Annotated in this window: 24 protein-coding genes; 8 read left to right on the top strand and 16 right to left on the bottom strand. The window is 63.5% G+C overall.

All coding sequences use genetic code 11. The features are described from left to right. The first annotated feature begins 114 nt into the window (after positions 1-114). The 3 genes from YU3_RS40540 to YU3_RS0112775 all read left to right on the top strand — a co-directional run bounded on the left by YU3_RS40540 (position 115) and on the right by YU3_RS0112775 (position 1,636). Positions 115-279: a hypothetical protein gene (locus YU3_RS40540; protein WP_156913455.1), complete on the top strand. Its 165-nt coding sequence runs from the start codon at positions 115-117 to the stop codon at positions 277-279. A gap of 208 nt (positions 280-487) precedes the next feature. Beyond that, the gene (locus YU3_RS0112770; protein ID WP_036258376.1) at positions 488-898 is read left to right on the top strand and encodes a hypothetical protein; all 411 of its coding nucleotides are present in this window, start codon (positions 488-490) and stop codon (positions 896-898) included. Between the two features lie 18 nt (positions 899-916). Continuing rightward, positions 917-1,636: a YafY family protein gene (locus YU3_RS0112775; protein ID WP_027166621.1), complete on the top strand. Its 720-nt coding sequence runs from the start codon at positions 917-919 to the stop codon at positions 1,634-1,636. Between the two features lie 70 nt (positions 1,637-1,706). Here the strand turns inward: YU3_RS0112775 and YU3_RS0112780 are convergent, their stop codons facing one another. The 3 genes from YU3_RS0112780 to YU3_RS0112790 form a co-directional block, all read right to left on the bottom strand. Beyond that, positions 1,707-2,399 carry a DUF1013 domain-containing protein gene (locus tag YU3_RS0112780; protein WP_027166622.1) on the bottom strand — a complete coding sequence of 231 codons (693 nt, stop codon included), beginning with the start codon at positions 2,397-2,399 and terminating at the stop codon, positions 1,707-1,709. A 254-nt stretch (positions 2,400-2,653) separates the two neighbouring features. Next, positions 2,654-2,794 carry a DUF1127 domain-containing protein gene (locus YU3_RS39245; protein WP_084508056.1) on the bottom strand — a complete coding sequence of 47 codons (141 nt, stop codon included), beginning with the start codon at positions 2,792-2,794 and terminating at the stop codon, positions 2,654-2,656. A 298-nt stretch (positions 2,795-3,092) separates the two neighbouring features. Next, positions 3,093-4,103, bottom strand: coding sequence for an NAD(P)H-quinone oxidoreductase (locus YU3_RS0112790; protein WP_027166623.1), 1,011 nt, complete (start codon positions 4,101-4,103; stop codon positions 3,093-3,095). Positions 4,104-4,215: 112 nt separating this feature from the next. On the opposite strand from YU3_RS0112790, the gene YU3_RS0112795 reads away from it, so the two are divergent. The 3 genes from YU3_RS0112795 (at position 4,216) to YU3_RS0112805 (ending at position 6,065) form a co-directional block, all read left to right on the top strand. Then, entirely contained in the window at positions 4,216-4,410 is a 195-nt protein-coding gene (locus YU3_RS0112795) for a DUF1192 domain-containing protein (RefSeq protein ID WP_027166624.1), read from the top strand. Positions 4,411-4,509: 99 nt separating this feature from the next. Further along, positions 4,510-5,757 carry an MFS transporter gene (locus tag YU3_RS0112800; protein ID WP_027166625.1) on the top strand — a complete coding sequence of 416 codons (1,248 nt, stop codon included), beginning with the start codon at positions 4,510-4,512 and terminating at the stop codon, positions 5,755-5,757. A gap of 32 nt (positions 5,758-5,789) precedes the next feature. Beyond that, a complete protein-coding gene (locus YU3_RS0112805) occupies positions 5,790-6,065 on the top strand; it encodes a metalloregulator ArsR/SmtB family transcription factor (RefSeq protein ID WP_027166626.1) in 276 nt (91 codons plus the stop codon). Positions 6,066-6,127: 62 nt separating this feature from the next. On the opposite strand, the gene YU3_RS0112810 is transcribed toward YU3_RS0112805, so the two are convergent. The 4 genes from YU3_RS0112810 to YU3_RS0112825 form a co-directional block, all read right to left on the bottom strand. Beyond that, positions 6,128-6,592, bottom strand: a complete 465-nt coding sequence (locus tag YU3_RS0112810; protein ID WP_027166627.1) for an SRPBCC family protein — start codon at positions 6,590-6,592, stop codon at positions 6,128-6,130. An 11-nt stretch (positions 6,593-6,603) separates the two neighbouring features. Beyond that, a complete protein-coding gene (locus YU3_RS0112815) occupies positions 6,604-6,939 on the bottom strand; it encodes a metalloregulator ArsR/SmtB family transcription factor (RefSeq protein WP_027166628.1) in 336 nt (111 codons plus the stop codon). Positions 6,940-6,945: 6 nt separating this feature from the next. Then, complete coding sequence (locus YU3_RS0112820) at positions 6,946-7,602, bottom strand: glutathione S-transferase family protein (protein ID WP_027166629.1); 657 nt, start codon at positions 7,600-7,602, stop codon at positions 6,946-6,948. Positions 7,603-7,761: 159 nt separating this feature from the next. Continuing rightward, a complete protein-coding gene (locus YU3_RS0112825; protein WP_027166630.1) occupies positions 7,762-8,586 on the bottom strand; it encodes an alpha/beta hydrolase in 825 nt (274 codons plus the stop codon). 88 nt (positions 8,587-8,674) lie between these two features. Between YU3_RS0112825 and YU3_RS0112830 the strand changes: the two genes are divergently transcribed. Then, the gene (locus tag YU3_RS0112830; protein WP_027166631.1) at positions 8,675-9,196 is read left to right on the top strand and encodes a helix-turn-helix domain-containing protein; all 522 of its coding nucleotides are present in this window, start codon (positions 8,675-8,677) and stop codon (positions 9,194-9,196) included. Between the two features lie 165 nt (positions 9,197-9,361). Here YU3_RS0112830 and YU3_RS0112835 read toward each other — a convergent pair whose 3' ends face one another. The 3 genes from YU3_RS0112835 to YU3_RS0112845 all read right to left on the bottom strand — a co-directional run bounded on the left by YU3_RS0112835 (position 9,362) and on the right by YU3_RS0112845 (position 11,182). Continuing rightward, the gene (locus tag YU3_RS0112835; protein WP_027166632.1) at positions 9,362-9,763 is read right to left on the bottom strand and encodes a hypothetical protein; all 402 of its coding nucleotides are present in this window, start codon (positions 9,761-9,763) and stop codon (positions 9,362-9,364) included. Positions 9,764-9,995: 232 nt separating this feature from the next. Beyond that, positions 9,996-10,178, bottom strand: a complete 183-nt coding sequence (rpmF, locus tag YU3_RS0112840) for a 50S ribosomal protein L32 (protein WP_006203806.1) — start codon at positions 10,176-10,178, stop codon at positions 9,996-9,998. A 296-nt stretch (positions 10,179-10,474) separates the two neighbouring features. Further along, the gene (locus YU3_RS0112845; RefSeq protein ID WP_198021663.1) at positions 10,475-11,182 is read right to left on the bottom strand and encodes a transglycosylase domain-containing protein; all 708 of its coding nucleotides are present in this window, start codon (positions 11,180-11,182) and stop codon (positions 10,475-10,477) included. Between the two features lie 128 nt (positions 11,183-11,310). On the opposite strand from YU3_RS0112845, the gene YU3_RS0112850 reads away from it, so the two are divergent. Beyond that, positions 11,311-12,228, top strand: a complete 918-nt coding sequence (locus YU3_RS0112850; protein ID WP_027166634.1) for a polyprenyl synthetase family protein — start codon at positions 11,311-11,313, stop codon at positions 12,226-12,228. Positions 12,229-12,282: 54 nt separating this feature from the next. Here the strand turns inward: YU3_RS0112850 and YU3_RS0112855 are convergent, their stop codons facing one another. The 6 genes from YU3_RS0112855 to YU3_RS0112875 are packed head-to-tail and all read right to left on the bottom strand — an operon-like array spanning position 12,283 to position 17,392. Then, positions 12,283-14,175 (bottom strand): sugar phosphate isomerase/epimerase and 4-hydroxyphenylpyruvate domain-containing protein, encoded by a 1,893-nt coding sequence (locus YU3_RS0112855; RefSeq protein WP_027166635.1) that lies wholly within the window; start codon positions 14,173-14,175, stop codon positions 12,283-12,285. 16 nt (positions 14,176-14,191) lie between these two features. Next, complete coding sequence (locus YU3_RS41230) at positions 14,192-14,728, bottom strand: cyclase family protein (RefSeq protein WP_051333925.1); 537 nt, start codon at positions 14,726-14,728, stop codon at positions 14,192-14,194. After that, positions 14,692-15,024 carry a hypothetical protein gene (locus YU3_RS41235; protein WP_051333926.1) on the bottom strand — a complete coding sequence of 111 codons (333 nt, stop codon included), beginning with the start codon at positions 15,022-15,024 and terminating at the stop codon, positions 14,692-14,694. Before YU3_RS41235 ends, YU3_RS41230 begins: the two co-directional genes overlap by 37 nt. 39 nt (positions 15,025-15,063) lie before the next feature. Further along, complete coding sequence (locus YU3_RS36435) at positions 15,064-15,555, bottom strand: type II 3-dehydroquinate dehydratase (RefSeq protein ID WP_051333927.1); 492 nt, start codon at positions 15,553-15,555, stop codon at positions 15,064-15,066. Positions 15,556-15,575: 20 nt separating this feature from the next. Then, positions 15,576-16,877: a TRAP transporter large permease gene (locus YU3_RS0112870; protein WP_027166636.1), complete on the bottom strand. Its 1,302-nt coding sequence runs from the start codon at positions 16,875-16,877 to the stop codon at positions 15,576-15,578. After that, on the bottom strand, positions 16,874-17,392 hold the full coding sequence (locus YU3_RS0112875) for a TRAP transporter small permease subunit (RefSeq protein WP_027166637.1): 519 nt from the start codon (positions 17,390-17,392) through the stop codon (positions 16,874-16,876). The genes YU3_RS0112870 and YU3_RS0112875 overlap by 4 nt, the downstream gene beginning before the upstream one ends. Positions 17,393-17,410 lie beyond the last annotated feature (18 nt).

Genomic DNA, 17,410 nt, shown 5'->3' on the forward strand with positions numbered 1-17,410 from the left:
CACGGCCCTCGCGGGCCTTGCGGCGCATTCTTCGTACCCCTGCCAACCTCCTGACAGACTGCTGTCAGGAGGGGTGTGAGATACTCTCCTCATCAGAAAGAGAGGAGTCAGGTCATGAACGGTTTTACCATCCTGCGCAGCGTGCAGCACTATGTCGGCAGGATCCGCACGGTACGCAACGAGATCCGCACCCAGCGTTTTCTGAACAACTTGCCGGCGGATATCCGCAAGGACATCGGCTGGCCGGACCTTTACACCGGCCGCGTGCGTGAAAACTGAAAATCTTGGCGCCGCGACTTGGATTGTGGCGGCACCGCGCCCAGATGTAATGGCAGCCAGTGATGCCGAGTTTCAGGAAGGAAGCCTTTGTTTGCCGGTAGCTTCGCCGCAGCCTCCTGACAGCATGTTGTCAGGAGGAATGCGGTATTTGGAGCGGCTTCGATCCTGACAATAACGAACTTGATCCGACTATCGGAGTAGTCCGCGTATGGTGAAAAGCTGGAACGACAGGTTGAACACGCCGGGCATCAACGGCATCAAGCCGTCGCCGCGCACGGTCGGCGATGTCGTTGAGGGCCAGTCGATGCTGGTGCCGACCGCGCGCCAGGTCGACGAGTTCATCCGCTCGATCCCCGTAGGGGTGGAGATGGATGTGCGCGCGCTGCGCACCGCTTTGGCCATCGAGCATGGCGCCGAAGTGACATGTCCGGTGACGATCGGTTATCATCTGCGCACAGTTGCCGAGGCCGCCCATGAGGATTTTGAGCGCGGCATGGCGCTGAGCGATGTAGCGCCCTTCTGGCGCGTGTTGGACGCAGGGACGCCGACCACTGGCAGACTGTCCTTCGGGGCGAAATTCGTTGCCGCGCAGCGCAAGCGCGAAGGACTTAAGCCATAAACCCCGGGGGAGAAATCAATGCGTCGCGCCGACAGGCTTTTCCAGATCGTGCAGCATTTGCGGGGTGGCCGGCTGGTCACCGCGCAGAAGCTCGGCACATGGCTCGAGGTTTCCGAGCGCACCATCTACCGCGACATAGCCGACTTGCAGTCGACCGGCGTGCCGATCGACGGCGAAGCAGGTGTCGGCTACATGATGAGGGAGGGTTTCGACCTTCCGCCGCTGATGTTTACGCGTGACGAGATCGTCGCGCTGGTTGCCGGCGCCCGCATGGTGCGCGCCTTTGGCGGCGCGGCAATGGCCAGGGCCGCCGACGAGGCGCTGGTCAAGATCGGCGCCGTGCTGCCCGATACCGAGAAGGACCGCATCGCCCGCACCGAGATCCACACCCCGATGTGGGTGGTGAGCGACGCCGCGCGCGAAGCCATCGACCTCATCGAGCGCGCCGTCGAGAAACGCCAGGTGCTGACCATCGACTATTCCGACGAGGCCGGCCGCGGCACCGCGCGCGACATCCGGCCCTTGGGCCTGTGGTTCTGGGGCAAGGTCTGGACCCTGGTCGCCTGGTGCGAGATGCGCGACGATTTCCGTGCCTTCCGCATCGACCGCATCGCCTCGGTCGTCATCGCCGGCCGGATCTTCAAGCCGGAGCGCGGCAAGCAGCTGGCCGATTTCTACCGCGCCGTCGAGCGCAGCGAGGATTACGGCATGGCGCCCGACCGCGCCGCGCGGACATGACTTCCTCCCAAGCCATTGTCCAACAAAAAAGCCCGCTCGAGCGGGCTTTTTTGTTGGACCTTCGCGATGCTTATTCTTCGTCTTCGTCCTTGTCTTTCGACTTGAGTGCCGAAAGCTTGGCGAAGACGGCGTTGGCGTCGAGCTCTGCATCCTCGTCCTTCGGCTTCTCGGGCGCCGGCACCAGCCGTTCGGTGAGTGCGGCGGGCAGCAGCGTGTCGCCGACGGGCTGCGCCGGCTCGCGGCCGCGCGAAGCGCGGTTGACTTCGAGATCGAGGTCGATCTGCGAGGTGAGGCCGAGCGTCACCGGATCCATCGGCTGCAGATTGGCCGAATTCCAGTGCTTGCGCTCGCGGATCTGCTCGATCGTCGACTTGGTGGTGCCCACGAGACGGGAAATCTGCGCGTCCTTGAGCTCCGGATGGTTGCGCACCAGCCACAGGATGGCGTTCGGCCGGTCCTGGCGCTTGGACAGCGGCGTGTAGCGCGGGCCCTTGCGCTTCGATTCCGGCACCCGCACCTTCGGCTCCGACAGCTTCAGCCGGTAGTTGATGTCCTTCTCGCCGCGCGCGATCTCGTCGCGCGTCAACTGTCCGGTGATGATCGGGTCCATGCCCTTGATGCCTTGTGCCGACTCGCCGTCGGCGATCGCCTTGACCTCCAGCGGATGCAGCCCGCAGAACTGCGCGATCTGCTCGAAGGAAAGCGCGGTGTTGTCGACCAGCCAGACGGCGGTCGCCTTGGGCATCAGCAGCGAATTGGCCATATCAAAAATCCTTCTCGTTCGCCCGCGTTCCCGCGCGGGCGGTGGTTTTAGAGCCACCAAAATGGGAAATTCGCAGCCTGTATAAACGCTCCCTCGAATTTTCGCAATGTTTTTGGGAAGGGGCTGAATCACCGCCTTGAAAAGACAAAACCCGCTGGACGAGGTCCAGCGGGTTCGGAACCGGAGATAAAGCAAGCGTCTCGACGGCTCTGGCTTCTCCTCGCCGCCCCCGGCCTTGCGGCCGGGCGCCGCGATCAAAGAGCCTGGCGGGCGATGCGCTCGATGTCGCCGCGGTTGATGCCGAGGTCGCTCAGCTGGCGGGCATTGAGCTTGTTCAACTCGCGCACGGTTTCGTTGTACATGCGCCACTTACGGTAAGCACTGATCGGGTTCATGATAGTTCTCCAGTCGGTTGGTCAAATCGTTTGATGCCGCTTAAATAGGCATGCCTGCCCACAAATTGAACGGACGCTTTTGCATGGCCGCAATGCGTTTTGTGCATTGCACCATTAAAGCTTTGTTCAGCTTGGAACTGGCGCACCGCGGTCGGCCGAGATGTGTCGAGATTCAGGTCAGGCCAGTCGAAAATGGCGGGCTTCGAGAACCGGAGCGGAGCGTACTTAAAGTACGTGAGCACCGGAAGCGCAGAAGGCCGGCATTTGCAGGCCGGCCTCACCTGAATATCGATACATCTCACCCGACGTCGAGGACGATCTTGCCTATATGCTCGCCCTCTTCCATCCGCTCATGCGCCCGCCAGGCTTCGGTCAGCGGAAAGATCATGTCCATGACGGGTGCCACCTTGCGCGTTCCGAGCAGCGGCCACACCTGGGCCTCCAGCGCAGCGGCGATCGCCGCCTTGAACTCCACGGTGCGCGGACGAAGCGTCGAGCCGGTATGCGTCAGCCGCTTCACCATGACCTTGGAGAAGTCGGCGCTTGCCACGGCACCGGCCTGCACCGCGATCTGGACGATCCGCCCCTCGACCGCCGCGGCATCGTAGTTGCGCCCGACATAATCGCCGCCGACCATGTCGAGGATGACGTTCGCGCCCTTGCCATCGGTCGCATCCTTCACCGCGGCGACGAAATCCTCCTCGCGGTAGTTGATCGCCCGGTCGGCGCCGAGCTTGAGGCAGGCGTCGCATTTCTCCTTGCTGCCGGCGGTGGTGATCACATAGGCGCCGAAGGCCGAGGCGAGCTGTATGGCGGTGGTGCCGATGCCGGACGAGCCGCCATGGACAAGCAGCGTCTCGCCCTTCTTCAGGCCGCCGCGCTCGAACACATTGTGCCAGACGGTGAAATAGTTTTCCGGAACCGCGGCGGCCTCCGAATAGGTGAAGCCGGCCGGGATCGGCAGCACGCTGCCGGCATGCACCTTGACATATTCGGCATAGCCGCCGCCCGGCGTCAGCGCGCAGACCCGGTCGCCGATGCGCCAGCGCGATATCTCGTCGCCGAGCGCCGCGATTTCACCGGCCACCTCGAGGCCGGGCAGGTCCGAGGCGCCGGGCGGCGGTGGATAGGAGCCCTTGCGCTGCTGCACATCCGGCCGGTTGATGCCGGCCGCGTGCACCTGGATCAGCACTTCGCCCGAACCGGGCACAGGCACATCGCGCGTTTCCGGCTTCAGCACCCTGGGACCACCGGGCTGCGAGATCGCGATAGCCGTCATCTTCGCCGGGATCTTCTGTCCGTTTGCCATCGTGTCCCGTTCTCCCTGTGCCGGTCAGTGTCGGCTGTTTGCATCGGCGCCCCTGCCCTATGTATGCTGATTGCCAAACCAGGCAAATGGCCAAGTAGGGGAGGAGCGACGGATGGCTATCTTCGACGACGAACCCGGCAAGAAGCGGCGCCCGCACGAGATCGGCCAGGACCTGTCGCTGCTTTCCGTAGACGAACTATCCGAGCGCATTGCGATGCTGCGCGAAGAGATCGCCCGGCTGGAAGAGGAACGGGCCGCCAAGGGCGCCACCAAATCCGCGGCCGAGGCACTATTTCGTAGAGGATAGGTTCGCCGGCGCGTTTGCCCGCCCCGGAAAAGCCTGATTGCGACTGCCAGACCTCCCCCTGAAACGGACCTGCGCCCCGAAATTCCAGCCGGATCAACCATGTTTGCAACCTACAGACCGATCCTCTCGCTGCTCCGCGGCACGGCGTTTCTGCTCGCCGCTTCCGGCCTGCACGGGCTGCTCTTGCCGCTGCGCGGCCAGGTGGAAGGCTTTTCGACCGCATCGCTCGGCCTGATGGGCACGGCCTGGGCCGGCGGCTTCGTCGCTGGCTGCTTCTTCGCGCCGCGCCTCGTGCGCCGCGCCGGCCATGTCAGGGCCTTCGGCGCCTTCGCAGCGTCGGGCGCGATCGTCGCGCTGCTCACCGGCCTTATCATCGACGAGTATTTCTGGATCCTCTTGCGCGCCTTCACCGGCTTCACCATGGCCGGGGCCTTCATGGTCATCGAGAGCTGGCTGAACGAGAAGGCCACCAACGAGAACCGTGGCACCGTCTTCGGCCTCTATATGATGGTCACCTATGCCTCGATCATGGGCGGCCAGATGATCGTCGCCGGCGGCGACGTGCGGTCGGCCTCGCTGTTCATGATCACCGGCATCCTGTTTTGCCTGTCGCTCATTCCGACAGCGGTGTCGACGCAGTCGCATCCCAAGCCCCTGCAGGACGTCAAGCTCGACGTGAAAGGCCTCTACGCCAATTCGCCGGTGTCGGCGGTGGCCTGCCTTCTGATCGGCATCGCCAACGGCGCCTGGGGCACCCTGGGCGCGGTCTACGGCGCCCGCGTCGGTATCTCGACCGCCGAGATCGCGCTGATGATGAGCCTTGTCGTCGTTTCCGGCGCCGCCATGCAGCTTCCGGCCGGGCGCCTGTCGGATACAACCGACCGTCGCTTCGTGCTGGCCGGCGCGGCCTTCGGCGCCGCGCTGGTCGCGCTGCTGATCTTCCTGATCGCGCCGCGTTCGGGCCTCTTCGTCATCGTGATGACCGCCGCCTATGGCGCTTTCGCCTATACGCTCTATTCGATCGCCGTCGCGCATGCCAATGACCACGCCCGCTCCGAGGACTTCGTCAAGGTTTCAGGCGGCCTGCTGTTGCTCTACGGCTTTGGCACGATGATCGGACCGCTTTTGGCCGCGGCCTTGATGGGTTCGATGCGTCCGGAGGGGCTCTTCCTTGCAACCGCGCTCGCGCATCTCAGCCTCGGTGGCTACACGCTGCTGCGCATCCGCGCCCGCGCGCCGGTGCCGATCGAAAACCGCGATGCCTTTAAGACGCAGCCCGCGGATCGCGCGGTCACGCCTGAGGCAACGCGGCTCGATCCGCGCAGAAAGGTTGAAACCAATAGTTGAGATTCGGAAAACTTTGCCCCACAAATAAAGGCATGATGTTTTCTGACGCCTTTTTGGCGATAGCCGATCCCAACCGGCGCTATCTCTTGGAAGAACTCCGGCGCGGCCCGAAGACGGTGAACGAATTGGCGGCCGGATTGCCCGTCTCACGCCCCGCCGTTTCCCAGCACCTCAAAGTCCTGCTCGATGCCGGCCTGGTCAAAGCCAAGGCCGAAGGCACAAGGCGCGTCTACACCGTCAGCAACGCCGGCTTCCTCAGGCTCAACATCTGGCTCGACCAGTTCTGGGAAACATCGCCGGGGGAATGATTTATGGGCGTCGAGCCAAAGGCGCACGAGAAAGTGATCGCGCCCTTGGCCGACACAAGGCCTCAATAGGCTGCCGCCAGTGCCGCGCCGAGCGCGTCGAGCAGCTCGCCCGTTCCATGCTCGCGCGTGGCCGGTGTGTCGATGCCGTCGAAGAAGGCCCCCTGCTCCGTCAGGATCAGCCGCGTGCCGTTGCCTTCCGCGATGAGCTCGATCGTCGCAAGCGAAACCGAGACCCGGGTTTGGCCGAACAGCAGCTCGTAGCTGTAGACAATGCGCCGGTTCGGCACGATGTCCTGGTAGACCGCGTTGTAGAAATGCATCTGCCCGTCGCTGGGACAGCCGGCGTTCACTTCCTTGCCGCCGACGCGAAAGTCCATTTCATGCCGGCTCGGCATCGGGTTGTCGGGATCGAAAAACCAGCGTTTCTTCGCCTCGGCGTCGCTCAGCGCGAAATAGACCTTGGCCGGCGCCGCCGGATAGACGCGCTCGATGACGAAGGTGGAATGGACGACGGATCGTTCGCTCATGACAGGACCCTTCAGGTTTCGTCTTTGGTTTCATCGAGAAAATCGCCGAGCCGGTCGAGCCTGCGCTCCCAGGCAAGCCTCCGCTCGTTGATCCAGTGCTCGGCGGCCCGAAGCGCCTGCGGCTCGATCCGGCAGGTTCGCACCCGGCCAAGCTTCTCGGTCCTGACCAGGCCGCTTGCCTCGAGCACGTTGAGATGCTGGACGACGGCCGAAAGCGACATCGCCAGCGGCTCGGCCAGCTGGCTGACCGATGCCGGGCCGCGCGACAGCCGTTCCACCATGCTGCGCCGGGCGGGATCGGCGAGCGCCTGGAACATGAGGTCGAGCTGGGCGGGATCGTGCAGCATCGCGAATTAGCCGTCGTTGTAAGGAAAGAGCTTGAAATAGGGCTGCGCTTCCTCGATCACGCGGGCGAAGGACGGACGCGCGAGCAGCCGGTCGTGGTAGCGTTTCACGGCGGGGAACTTGTCGCCGAAGGGCTCGACCTTGTTGGCGTAGAACAGCGCCGGCGAGGCGGCGCTGTCGGCCATGGTGAAGGTCTCGCCCACCGCCCAGCTCTTGCCCTGCATCTCCTCTTCGACAATGGCGTAGGAATTGCGCAGTTGCGCGCGCGCCTCCTCGACACCGAACGGATCGGTCTGCTCCTTTGGCCGCAGCCTGTCGCCGACGATCTTCTGCATCGGATGCTGCACATAGAAATCGTAGAAGCGATCCGCCTGGCGGACCTGAAGGGCGAGATCGACATCGGCGGGAACGAGCGCGACCGGCCCGGGATAATGCGCGGCGAGGTATTCGACGACGATGGTCGATTCCAGTACCGTGCGGCCGCGCGAGTCGTCGCGCAATGCGGGCATCTTGCCGGTCGGCGACACCTTCAGGAAGGCCGCGCGCGACTGCTCATCGCCGAGATCGACGATCACCGGCTTGAAGGGCGTGTCGTTCTCGTAGAACGCGATCAGCGGCTTCCAGCAGAACGAGGCCAGCGGGTGGAAATGCAGCGTCAGGGACATTTCTCGCTCTCTTTCGCTTCAGGGCATGATTCCAAAAAGTGGAAATCGGTTTTTGGAAAAGATCATGCCCCAACCAATATCCAGGCGATTGGACAATACTGAAGTAACTACTTCACTATTGGCATGAACGGTTTGAGTCAAGGCGGCTTCTTGTCGGCGCTACCCGTGTTCGGCGATGGCCCGGACGATTTGCGGCCAGTCGTTGCGGTGCAGCTCGTGGCCGCCGCCTTCGATCCGCACCAGCCTTGCGCCGGGCACGGCCTCGGCAAGCGCTTCGCCATGCTCGATCGGAAAAAGAGGATCGGCGGTGCCGTGGATGACGAGCAGCGGCGCGTCGAGATCCCGCACCGTGCGCTGCGGACCGCCGCCCTTGAGCAGGAAATGGTTGGTCGCGCTGGCAAGACCGCCGGAGCGGTCGTAATCTTCCTCGATCATCTTGCGTGTCCGTTTCTCATCGAACGGATGGAGCGTGCTGGCAATCGCGCGGGCGTCCTTGACCATGAAGTCGAGCACCTGCTGCCGATCAGACCAGTCGACATTGGTGCCTTCCGCCGAATGATCCTTGTAGGCCTCGGTCGTTCCCGGCAGGTCGGATGTGTCGACACCAAGCGGCGAACAGGAGATCACGGTGAGCGCGCGGACGCGTTCGGGATATTTCAGCGCCACGTTCTGCGCGATCATGCCACCCATCGACATGCCGGCGACATGCGCCTTTGCGGCGCCATGGTCATCGAGCACGCGCATGGCATCGTCCACCATGTCCTCGAACGTATAGGGCGGCGCGCCTGGCGGATATTTGGTCGACAGGCCGGTGTCGCGGTTGTCGTAGCGGATGACGAAGCGGCCGCGCCCGGCGAGCTGCCGGCAGAACGCTTCGGGCCACCACAGCATCGAAGCCATGGCGCCCATGACCAGAAGGATCGCCGGATCGGCCGGGTCGCCGAACGTCTCGGAAGCGATATCGGGGTGCGCTGCAGTGGTCATCTGCTCCTCCAATCCGATTGCATTTTGCAATCAGTTGCACGATAATGAAACTGATATCATAATGCAACTGGTTTTTCTGGAGACCGCCATGAGCATCGACCGTCGATCCGGCTGCCCGATCAATCTGTCGCTGGAGGTTTTCGGCGACCGCTGGAGCCTGATCATCCTGCGCGACATGATCTTCGGCGGCAAACGCCACTTCCGCGAACTGCTCAACTTCTCGCTCGAGGGCATCGCCTCCAACATCCTGGCCGACCGGCTTAAGCGGCTGATGCAGCTGGGCCTGCTGACCAAGGCCGACGATCCAAGCCACAAGCAGAAGGCGATCTACAGCCTGACCGAGATGGCGATCACGCTCGTGCCGATCATGGCGCATCTCGGCGCCTGGGGACGCGTCTGGCTGCCGGTCAGCGAGGAGCTTTCGATCCGCGCCGAGTTGCTCGAAAAAGGCGGCCCCCAGCTCTGGGAGCAATTCATGGACGAACTGCGCCACGAGCATCTGGGCATGCCCCTGAAGGCGCCGCCTAGCGCGCCGACCGTGCGCCAGCAGCTGCAGGCAGCGTACGAGGCGGTCGTCGCGCGGAAGGTTGTTGAACCGTCCACCGTGTGAACCCCTTAGAGCTGCAGCGCCCTGGATGTGTCGAGATTCAGGTCAGGCCGAGTCGAGAACGATGGTTTCCGAGAACCGGAGCGGAGCGTACTTAAAGTACGTGAGCACCGGAAGCGCAGGAAGCCGTCGTTCGCAGGCCGGCCTCACCTGAATATCGGCATAGCCCTAGTTCAAATTGATATCCCGGCTGGCCGAGCGCATCGACACCGAGAAGCCGGCCAGCACGTCGAACAGCGCGATGATCATCAGCGTGAAGAACACCGAATGCGCCGCGCCCTTCACCAGGAGGAACTCGACCAGGAAGGCGACGAAGACCAGCGTCGACAGAAGATGGTCCAGGATCGAGGCATTGGTCGTGCGCACCGATTTTGAGATCTCGACGAACAGGAAGATAAGCCCGATCAGCACCATCAGGTCGCCGAGCGTCATCGAGAACACGCCGCCCGACATCATGCGGAAGGAGAACATCTCGATCATCCAGGGATCGTCGCCGCCGCCGAACAATCCCAGCAGGCCGAGATTGTAGAGGACGAAGGGCACGATCAGCAGCGGGACGGCACCGAACATCTGGGCGACTCCAAAAGGGCAGCCCTTTTGTAAAATCCGCAGCAAGCGCGCCGTCAAGGTTTTTCGCTGGCGGCGACGAACACGCTGTAAGACCTAATGAAATAACGATGTCAGCCGGTTGCCCTGGCTTTTCTGCAGCCTGCGCGACCTAGGCCTCGATCGACCAGACGCCAAAAACAAAAAGACCGGCCAGAGGCCGGTCTTTTGAAACGTCACAAACCGTGGAAGCTTCTCAGCTTTCCTTCGGCTCCAGAACCTGGCGGCCGCGATACATGCCGGTCTTCAGGTCGATGTGATGCGGACGGCGCATTTCGCCGGAATTCTTGTCCTCGACATAGGTCGGGGCCTTGAGGGCGTCGGCCGAGCGGCGCATGCCGCGCTTCGACGGAGAGGTTTTTCTTTTTGGAACGGCCATGGATATGCTCCACTACATGGTCAAAATGCCTCGGTAACCCTCGCGAAAGGGCCGCATCGAGGCCATAATCTGAGAAAGTCGGGTGCCTATACACGCCCTGCGCCGTTTTGGCCAGCGTGCCCGCGAATTTTTTTGAGCCGGAGCAGGATAAGAGCTAGGTGCGTCGAGATTCAAGTCAGGCCGAGCCGAGAGCGGTGGCTACCGAGAACCGGAGCGGAGCGTACTTGAAGTACGTGAGCACCGGAAGCGCAGGTAGCCGCCGTTCGCAGGCCGGGCTCACTTGAATATCGACGCACCTAGTCAAGGCAGCCGACATAGGCGCCTGACCGACCGGCCCGCCTTTCTATCAGCGAGGCCAGTCGCCGCAAGCCCGGTCCGGGCTTTGCCGGATTGCGTGCGATCGGATTGGGCAGGCTGACGGCGAGCAGCGCCGCCTGCCGGCGCGACAATTGCTTGGCCGAGACGCCGAAATGGTGTCGGGCGGCGGCCTCGATGCCGTAAATGCCCGGTCCCCATTCGGCGACGTTGAGATAGATCTCCATGATCCGCCGCTTCGACATCACCGCATCGAAATAGACGGCTAAGGGCAGCTCGACCACCTTGCGCACGCTGCTGAGCGGCCGCGCCCAGAGAAAAAGGTTCTTGACCGTCTGCATGGTGATGGTGGATGCGCCGCGCGTCGCCTCGCCGGCCAGCGCGTCGTCGACCACGCCGCGCAATTCGCCCAGATCGACGCCGCGATGGAAACAGAACTGCCCGTCTTCCGACATGATCACCGAATGCGCCAGCACCGGCGCCACGTCGTCGATCGACACCCAACGCCGGTCGTAGCCCGAAAAGGTCACGAGGTCCTTCAACATCAGCGTCGAAACCGGATGCACGAAGGGCGGCAGATAAAGGAAGGTGAGCACGACCGGGATAGCCGCCAGCACCAACGCCACGACCAGGCAGCGCCGGACGATGCGCTTCAGACCGGCGCGGTTCAGGCGCCGCGGCCGCGCCATGTCCAGCCCTTCGCTTTCATGTTCGACGATCGGTTCCGTCAAGCCGCCCCACCCATGCCTCGCCCCCTCCGGCATAAAGGCGCGCGCCTGCTTGCGCAATGTCTGAGTGTCGGCTACCGCTCCCGGCCATGAGCAAAGACGACCAGATCGCCTTCGAAACCGCGCTTTTTATGCGCGCCGCCGCGGTCGAGACTGAGCTGCGCCGGATCCTCGACGCGCGTCTGTTCTCCGGCGAGATCGCGCGGCCCGAGCGCCTGATGGCGGCGATGCGCCACGGCGTGCTCAACGGCGGCAAGCGGCTGCGCCCGTTTCTGGTCATGGAAAGTGCGGCGCTGTTTTCTGCCGATAGTGACGCGGCGCTCCGCGTCGCGGCGGCGCTCGAATGCGTGCACTGCTATTCGCTGATCCATGACGATCTGCCGGCCATGGACGACGACGATTTGCGACGCGGCCAGCCGACGGTGCACAGGGCCTTCGACGAGGCGACCGCGATCCTTGCCGGCGACGCGCTGCTGACCATGGCGTTCGACATCATCGCCGACGAAGCGACCGCGCTGTCGGCCGAACGCCGGGCCGCCCTTGTTCTCTCCCTTGCTCGCGCGGCCGGCGCCGGCGGCATGGTCGGCGGCCAGACGCTCGATCTCGAGGCCGAGCGCAAACGGCCCGATGAGGCGGGCATCATCACGTTGCAGGCGATGAAGACCGGCGCGCTGATCCGCTTCGCCTGCGAGGCGGGCGCGATCGNCGCCGGCGCGCCNCCCNCCGACCGCGAGAGGCTGGCGGAGTTCGGTTCGGCGATCGGCCTTGCCTTCCAGCTCGCCGACGACCTTCTTGATCTCACCGCCGACGCCAAGCAGATGGGCAAGGCGACGAACAAGGACGCCGCCGCCGGCAAGGCGACGCTTGCCGCGCTGCACGGGGCCAACTGGGCGCGCGGCCAGCTCCACGGCCTCATCGATCAGGCGCATGCGCTGCTCGAGCCCTATGGTGAAGAGGCGGAGTTGCTGAAAGCTGCGGCGACGTTCGTGGCGACGCGGAGCAGCTGAGAGCGGTAACCCTGGGCCGACTGTCGGCCTGCCTGCCAGCGAATTTCGTGCGGTTCAGACTTTCGGCATTCCCTTGGGCGGCATCATGCGCTTTTGCGCGGCGATGCGGAACGGCGCATTCGGCCCGCCATAACCTGCATAGGCGCCGCGCCGCTCGACGATCTCGAAGATGAAACCTTCGCCGAAGGTCGGCGCATAGAGCTGGAAGAACTCGCCCTTCTCATCACGATCATAGAGGATGTTCGACACACGCAGCCGGTCGGCGAGCTCGGGGTCGAGACCGAAACGCGCCTCCACATCGTCATAGTAGTTCATGGAAATCTGCAATGGCTCGAAGCCGTTGGCCTTGAGCCTTTCGGCGGTCAGGAAAATGTCGTCTGTCGCCATGGCGAGATGTTGGATACCCGAGCCGAAAGTCTCGGCGATGAAGTGGCCGGCAAGCGTGCGACGGCTCTCGGCGCCGTTGAGGGTGAGGCGAAGGCGCTTGTCGAGACCCTCGATCACCTGGCTGCGAACGAGGCCTGCCGGATCGACGATGTCGACCATCGGCGTCTTCGTCGTCCTGAAGAGAGAGACGTAGAAGAGCAGCCAGCTCGGCATCTCCTCGTGAAACATGGTCTGGCCGACATGATCTATGCGGGTGAGGCCAGCGCCGCTGCCGGCGCCGGCGGCAGCGACAGGCTTGAACTCGATGTCCCAGACCCTGGCCAGGTCTGTCTTGCCATCGAGGAAATAGATCAGCCCGCCGCCGACGCCGCGGATTGCCGGGATCGACAGCTCGCCCGGACCGACCCGCTGATGGAAAATCTCCGCCCCCAACACCTCGGCTCGGGCGACGGCCGCCGCCGCATCCTCGACCTTCAACCCGATCGCATAAGCCGACGTGCCGTGAACGACGAAGGAGGAATGCGCAAAGCCCTGCCGCTCGGTGTTGATGACGATGTTGATCTCTCCCTGCCGGTAGAGGGTGACATCCTTGGAGACGTGACGCCCGGCCTCAGAGAATTCCAGCGTGGTGAGGAGGCTGCCAAGCGACACGGCTCCCTCCGGGTTCGCGGCGAATTCCACGAACTCCACTCCCTCGACGCCGATGCGGTCTGGCATTGCCGGCACCGAAATATCGAGCGCCGGCTCCGCGCGCCGCACCTGGTCCATCAGCCAGACGAGCGAACGCTTGCCGTCGACGGAGATCGCCTTTGCCGAGCCGCCCCGGAACTGGTCGTTGAAAATTTCGAGCGATATGTAGCTATTGTAGCCTGTCGCTGCGACGGCCTGCATGAACTCGCGCACCGGCAAGTCGCCTTCGCCCGGCATGTTGCGGAAGTGCCGGCTCCAGTAGAGCAGGTCCATATCGATCAGCGGCGCGTCGGCGAGTTGGACGATGAATATCTTGTCTGAAGGGATCGCGCGGATCGAGGGCAGCTCGATCTTACGAGCCAGCGTATGGAAGGAATCGAGGATCAAGCCGATGTTGGGATGCCCCGCGCGGCGCACGACTTCCCATGCGTCGCGATGATCGTTGACGTGCCGGCCCCAGGCGAGCGCCTCGTAACCGACACGCAAGCCTCGCTTCGCTACGCGCTCGCCGAGTTCATGGAAATCCGCGGCGGCGCGGTCGATGCCGCCCAGCGACACCGGCGAGACCGATGAGCAGACGAGCATCAAGTCGGTGCCGAGTTCCTGCATCACGTCGAACTTGCGCTCCGCGCGGTCGAAGGCGCGGCCTCGCTGCGGCTCGGGCAGACCCTCGAAATCGCGGAACGGCTGGAACAGTGTGATCTCCAGCCCGTTGTCGCGCACCATGTGGCCAACCTCGGCGGGCGTGCCGTCGAAGGCCAGGAAATCATTCTCGAATATCTCCACGCCATCGAATCCGGCAGCGGCGATCGCTGCGAGTTTTTCCCGCAGGTCGCCGCTGATGGAAACGGTGGCGATGGAGGTTTTCATTGTTTCGCCCGCGAGGTTACAGGAGCGCGATCGCGCGAGTGGGACCGCCGGTTGCGCCTTTCACCTTGGGGATGCCAAGGAACAAACGCGCCCCGGACTCGGGAATTGCATCGAGATTAGCCAGGCACTCTATGCCCCAGCGGCCCGAGCCCAGCCATTCGTAGTGGACAGGAAACGCCCCGCTCGAGTTGAGCCCGGTGTCGAGCGAAAGCGTGTCGACGCCGATGCCCTTCACGTTGCGCTCGCCGATCAGGAACTGCGCGGCCTCGATGTGAAAGCCCGGCGTGTGGTTTTTCTTCTCCTTGTCGTTGCCGGTGAACCTCGGGTCGCCGACCAGTTTGTGCCATCCGGAATTCATCACCACGCAGCAGCCGTCCGGCAGCCTGCCGTTCTTCGCCTCCCATGCTTTTATGTCGTCCGGCGTCAGGCTCGTGTCCGCATTCTCGGCGGCGCGCGCGGCGATGTTGATGACCGCGACGGGAACGATAAGGTCCGAGATCGGGATCAGATCGGCCGTCAGGCCATCGGCGGAGAAGTGGATCGGTGCATCCATATGCGTGCCGCTGTGCTCGACGATATCCAGCGGTTCAAGTTCACCTTGTCCTTCGCGAAAGTGACGAGATGCTCCACCGTGAACCATTTCTCGCCGCTGAAGGTCGGGAAACCCTCATAGAGGGCATGGGAAAGGTCGATCGTTTCGGTGAAATTGATCGCCCCCGCCTGGGCTGACGGCGTGGTGGGGAGCGCGGCCGCAGCAGCAGCGCCGAGACCGAGCGTGAAACCGGCTTTCAGCAGACCCCTGCGGGTCGCCTTCTCACAGATCGAATGCAGGCATCCTGGTGGGCACATGTCGGTTTTCCTCCCTTTCGGTTTAACGGTTCACGAGCACTAACCAGTCCGTTCATTGCTCCGATGCATCGGTCCGCCCGACGGGTCCGCCGGCCCGGCTTGTTGTCCGATCAGTTCAATCAGCGATTTCACCGCGGTCGGGTATCCGCGCGGCCCGAGACCGGCGATGACGGCCGTGGCGGCAGTGGACACCAGCGAACGGTGGTAGATCGCCTCGCGGCGATGGATGTTCGAGATGTGCAGCTCGACGATCGGCCCGGGAAACATCTTCAGCGCATCCAGGATCGGGATCGACCTGAAGCTGAGACCGGCCGGGTTGATGAGGATGCCCGCTCCGTCGTCCAAGGCTTCGTGGATCCAGTCGACGATTTCGTGCTCGGCATTGGACTGATGGAAACGGACCGGCCACGTCCCCGCGGCCTCCCGGCACATCGCCTCGATCTCGGCCAGCGTCGTCGTGCCATAGATTTCCGGCTCGCGCTTTCCGAGGCGGTTGAGGTTCGGACCGTTGATCACGAAGATGGGCTTCATCGGTCGTCTTCTCCCCTCTATCAGCCCGGATAGCCGAGCAGGCGCGGCAGCCAGAGCACGAGGCCTGGAAAGAAGGTGATCAGCACCAGCGAACCGATCATCGCCCACAGGAAGGGCAGTATGTCGCGCACCAGGTCCCTGAACGGCACCTCGGCGATCCTGGTCATGATGAAGAGCAGCAGGCCATAAGGCGGCGTCACGAGGCCGAGCATGATATTGACCACGACCATCACGCCGAAATGCACCGGATCGATACCCAGGGCCCTCGCGGTCGGGATGAGCACCGGAACGATCACCAGCAGGATGGTCGTTCCCTCCAGCACGCAGCCGAGCAGGAGGAGCAATACGTTTACCAGAATGAGGAAGCCGGTAGGCGACAACTGCCAGGTCTGCAGAAGCGCGCTCACCGATTGGGGAATGTTTTCGACGGTGACCACATAGTTGAATACCAGCGCACCGCCGATCAGCATGCCGATCGAGGCGCTGGTGCGAGCGCTGACCAGCACCGAGCGGTAGAAGTCGGCAAAGCTGACGCTGCGGTAGAGGAAAACCGAAACCAGCAGCGCGTAGACGCCGGCGACGGCGGCTGCCTCGGTTGGCGTCGTCACGCCGCTATAGATGCCGCCGAGCAGCACCGCGGGCATCATCAGCGAGGGCAGCGCCTGCCAAGTGATACGCGGCAGCTCGCGCAGCGGCGTCGGCGGCTCGACTGGGAAGCCGCTTACGCGGGCATGATAGGCGACGATGATCATCTGGCCGCCCGCCATCAGAAGGCCCGGCACGACGCCGCCGAGGAAGAGGTAGCCGATCGAAGCGTCGGAGACGAGCGCGTAGATAACCATCGGGATTGAAGGCGGGATAATCGGGCCGATCACCGCGGTCGCGGCGGAGAGCGCGGCGGCGTAGCTCGGCGGATATTTTCCGTCCTTGGTCATCATCTTCTGCATGAGCTTGCCGGGACCGGCGGCATCGGCGATAGCCGAACCCGACATGCCGGCGAAGATGATCGCCTGGACGATGTTGACGAAAGCAAGACCGCCGCGGAACCGGCCGACGCAGGCGTTGCAGAAGCGCAGCAGGCGCTCGGTCATAGAGCCGACGTTCATCAGCTCGGCGGCCAACACGAACAGCGGGACGGCGAGGATGATGTAGTTGGCGTACATGCCGTTCAGGAGCTGCTCGGCGACGGTGCCCATGTCGAGTCCGGCGAGCAGCAGGTAGAGGATCGAGCCGGCGATCATGGCGTGACCGATCGGCAGGCCAAGAAAGGCGAGTGCGGTGATCGCGACGACCGACAGCGAGAACGGGCGGGCGAGGTTCACGTGCCGGTCCCCATCTCTGTCGGATCGGGCCTCTTCGGAGCCGGGCCGAAGGCGGCCTGCCAGGAAAGCCAAAGGTAGCGGACCAGCGTGGCAACGACGAAGACCAGATAGATGGAGAACAGCCAATCGAAGCGGAACTTCAGATAGGCGGTGTGCTCCACCTTCATGAAGGTCACGTAGTCGAAGACTGCCGGAAAGGAGATCGCGTAAAGCACGATGAGCGCCGCGGCCGCGATCAGGAACATGATGCGGCGGGCCGTCTGTCCGGCCGACGCGTAGATGAGGTCGAAGCGTATCTCCTCCTCTTCGCGGATCACGAAGGCGGCGCCCCACAAGACCAGCCAGATCCAGAGGATCACGCTGAGCTCGTTGGTCCAGCCGATCGGAAGATTGAGCAGGTAGCGAAAGACGATCTGCAAGGTGAAGGCGGCGAACATCAGCGCCAGCATCGCCGCCAGCACAAATTCCGCGAAGCGATACAGCCGGCCGGCAATGGGCCTCAAATTGGCGTTCAAAACGGTTCCTCACGGCTG

Origin of the sequence: Mesorhizobium sp. WSM3224, assembly GCF_000427725.1 — a bacterium.
Lineage (GTDB): Bacteria > Pseudomonadota > Alphaproteobacteria > Rhizobiales > Rhizobiaceae > Mesorhizobium.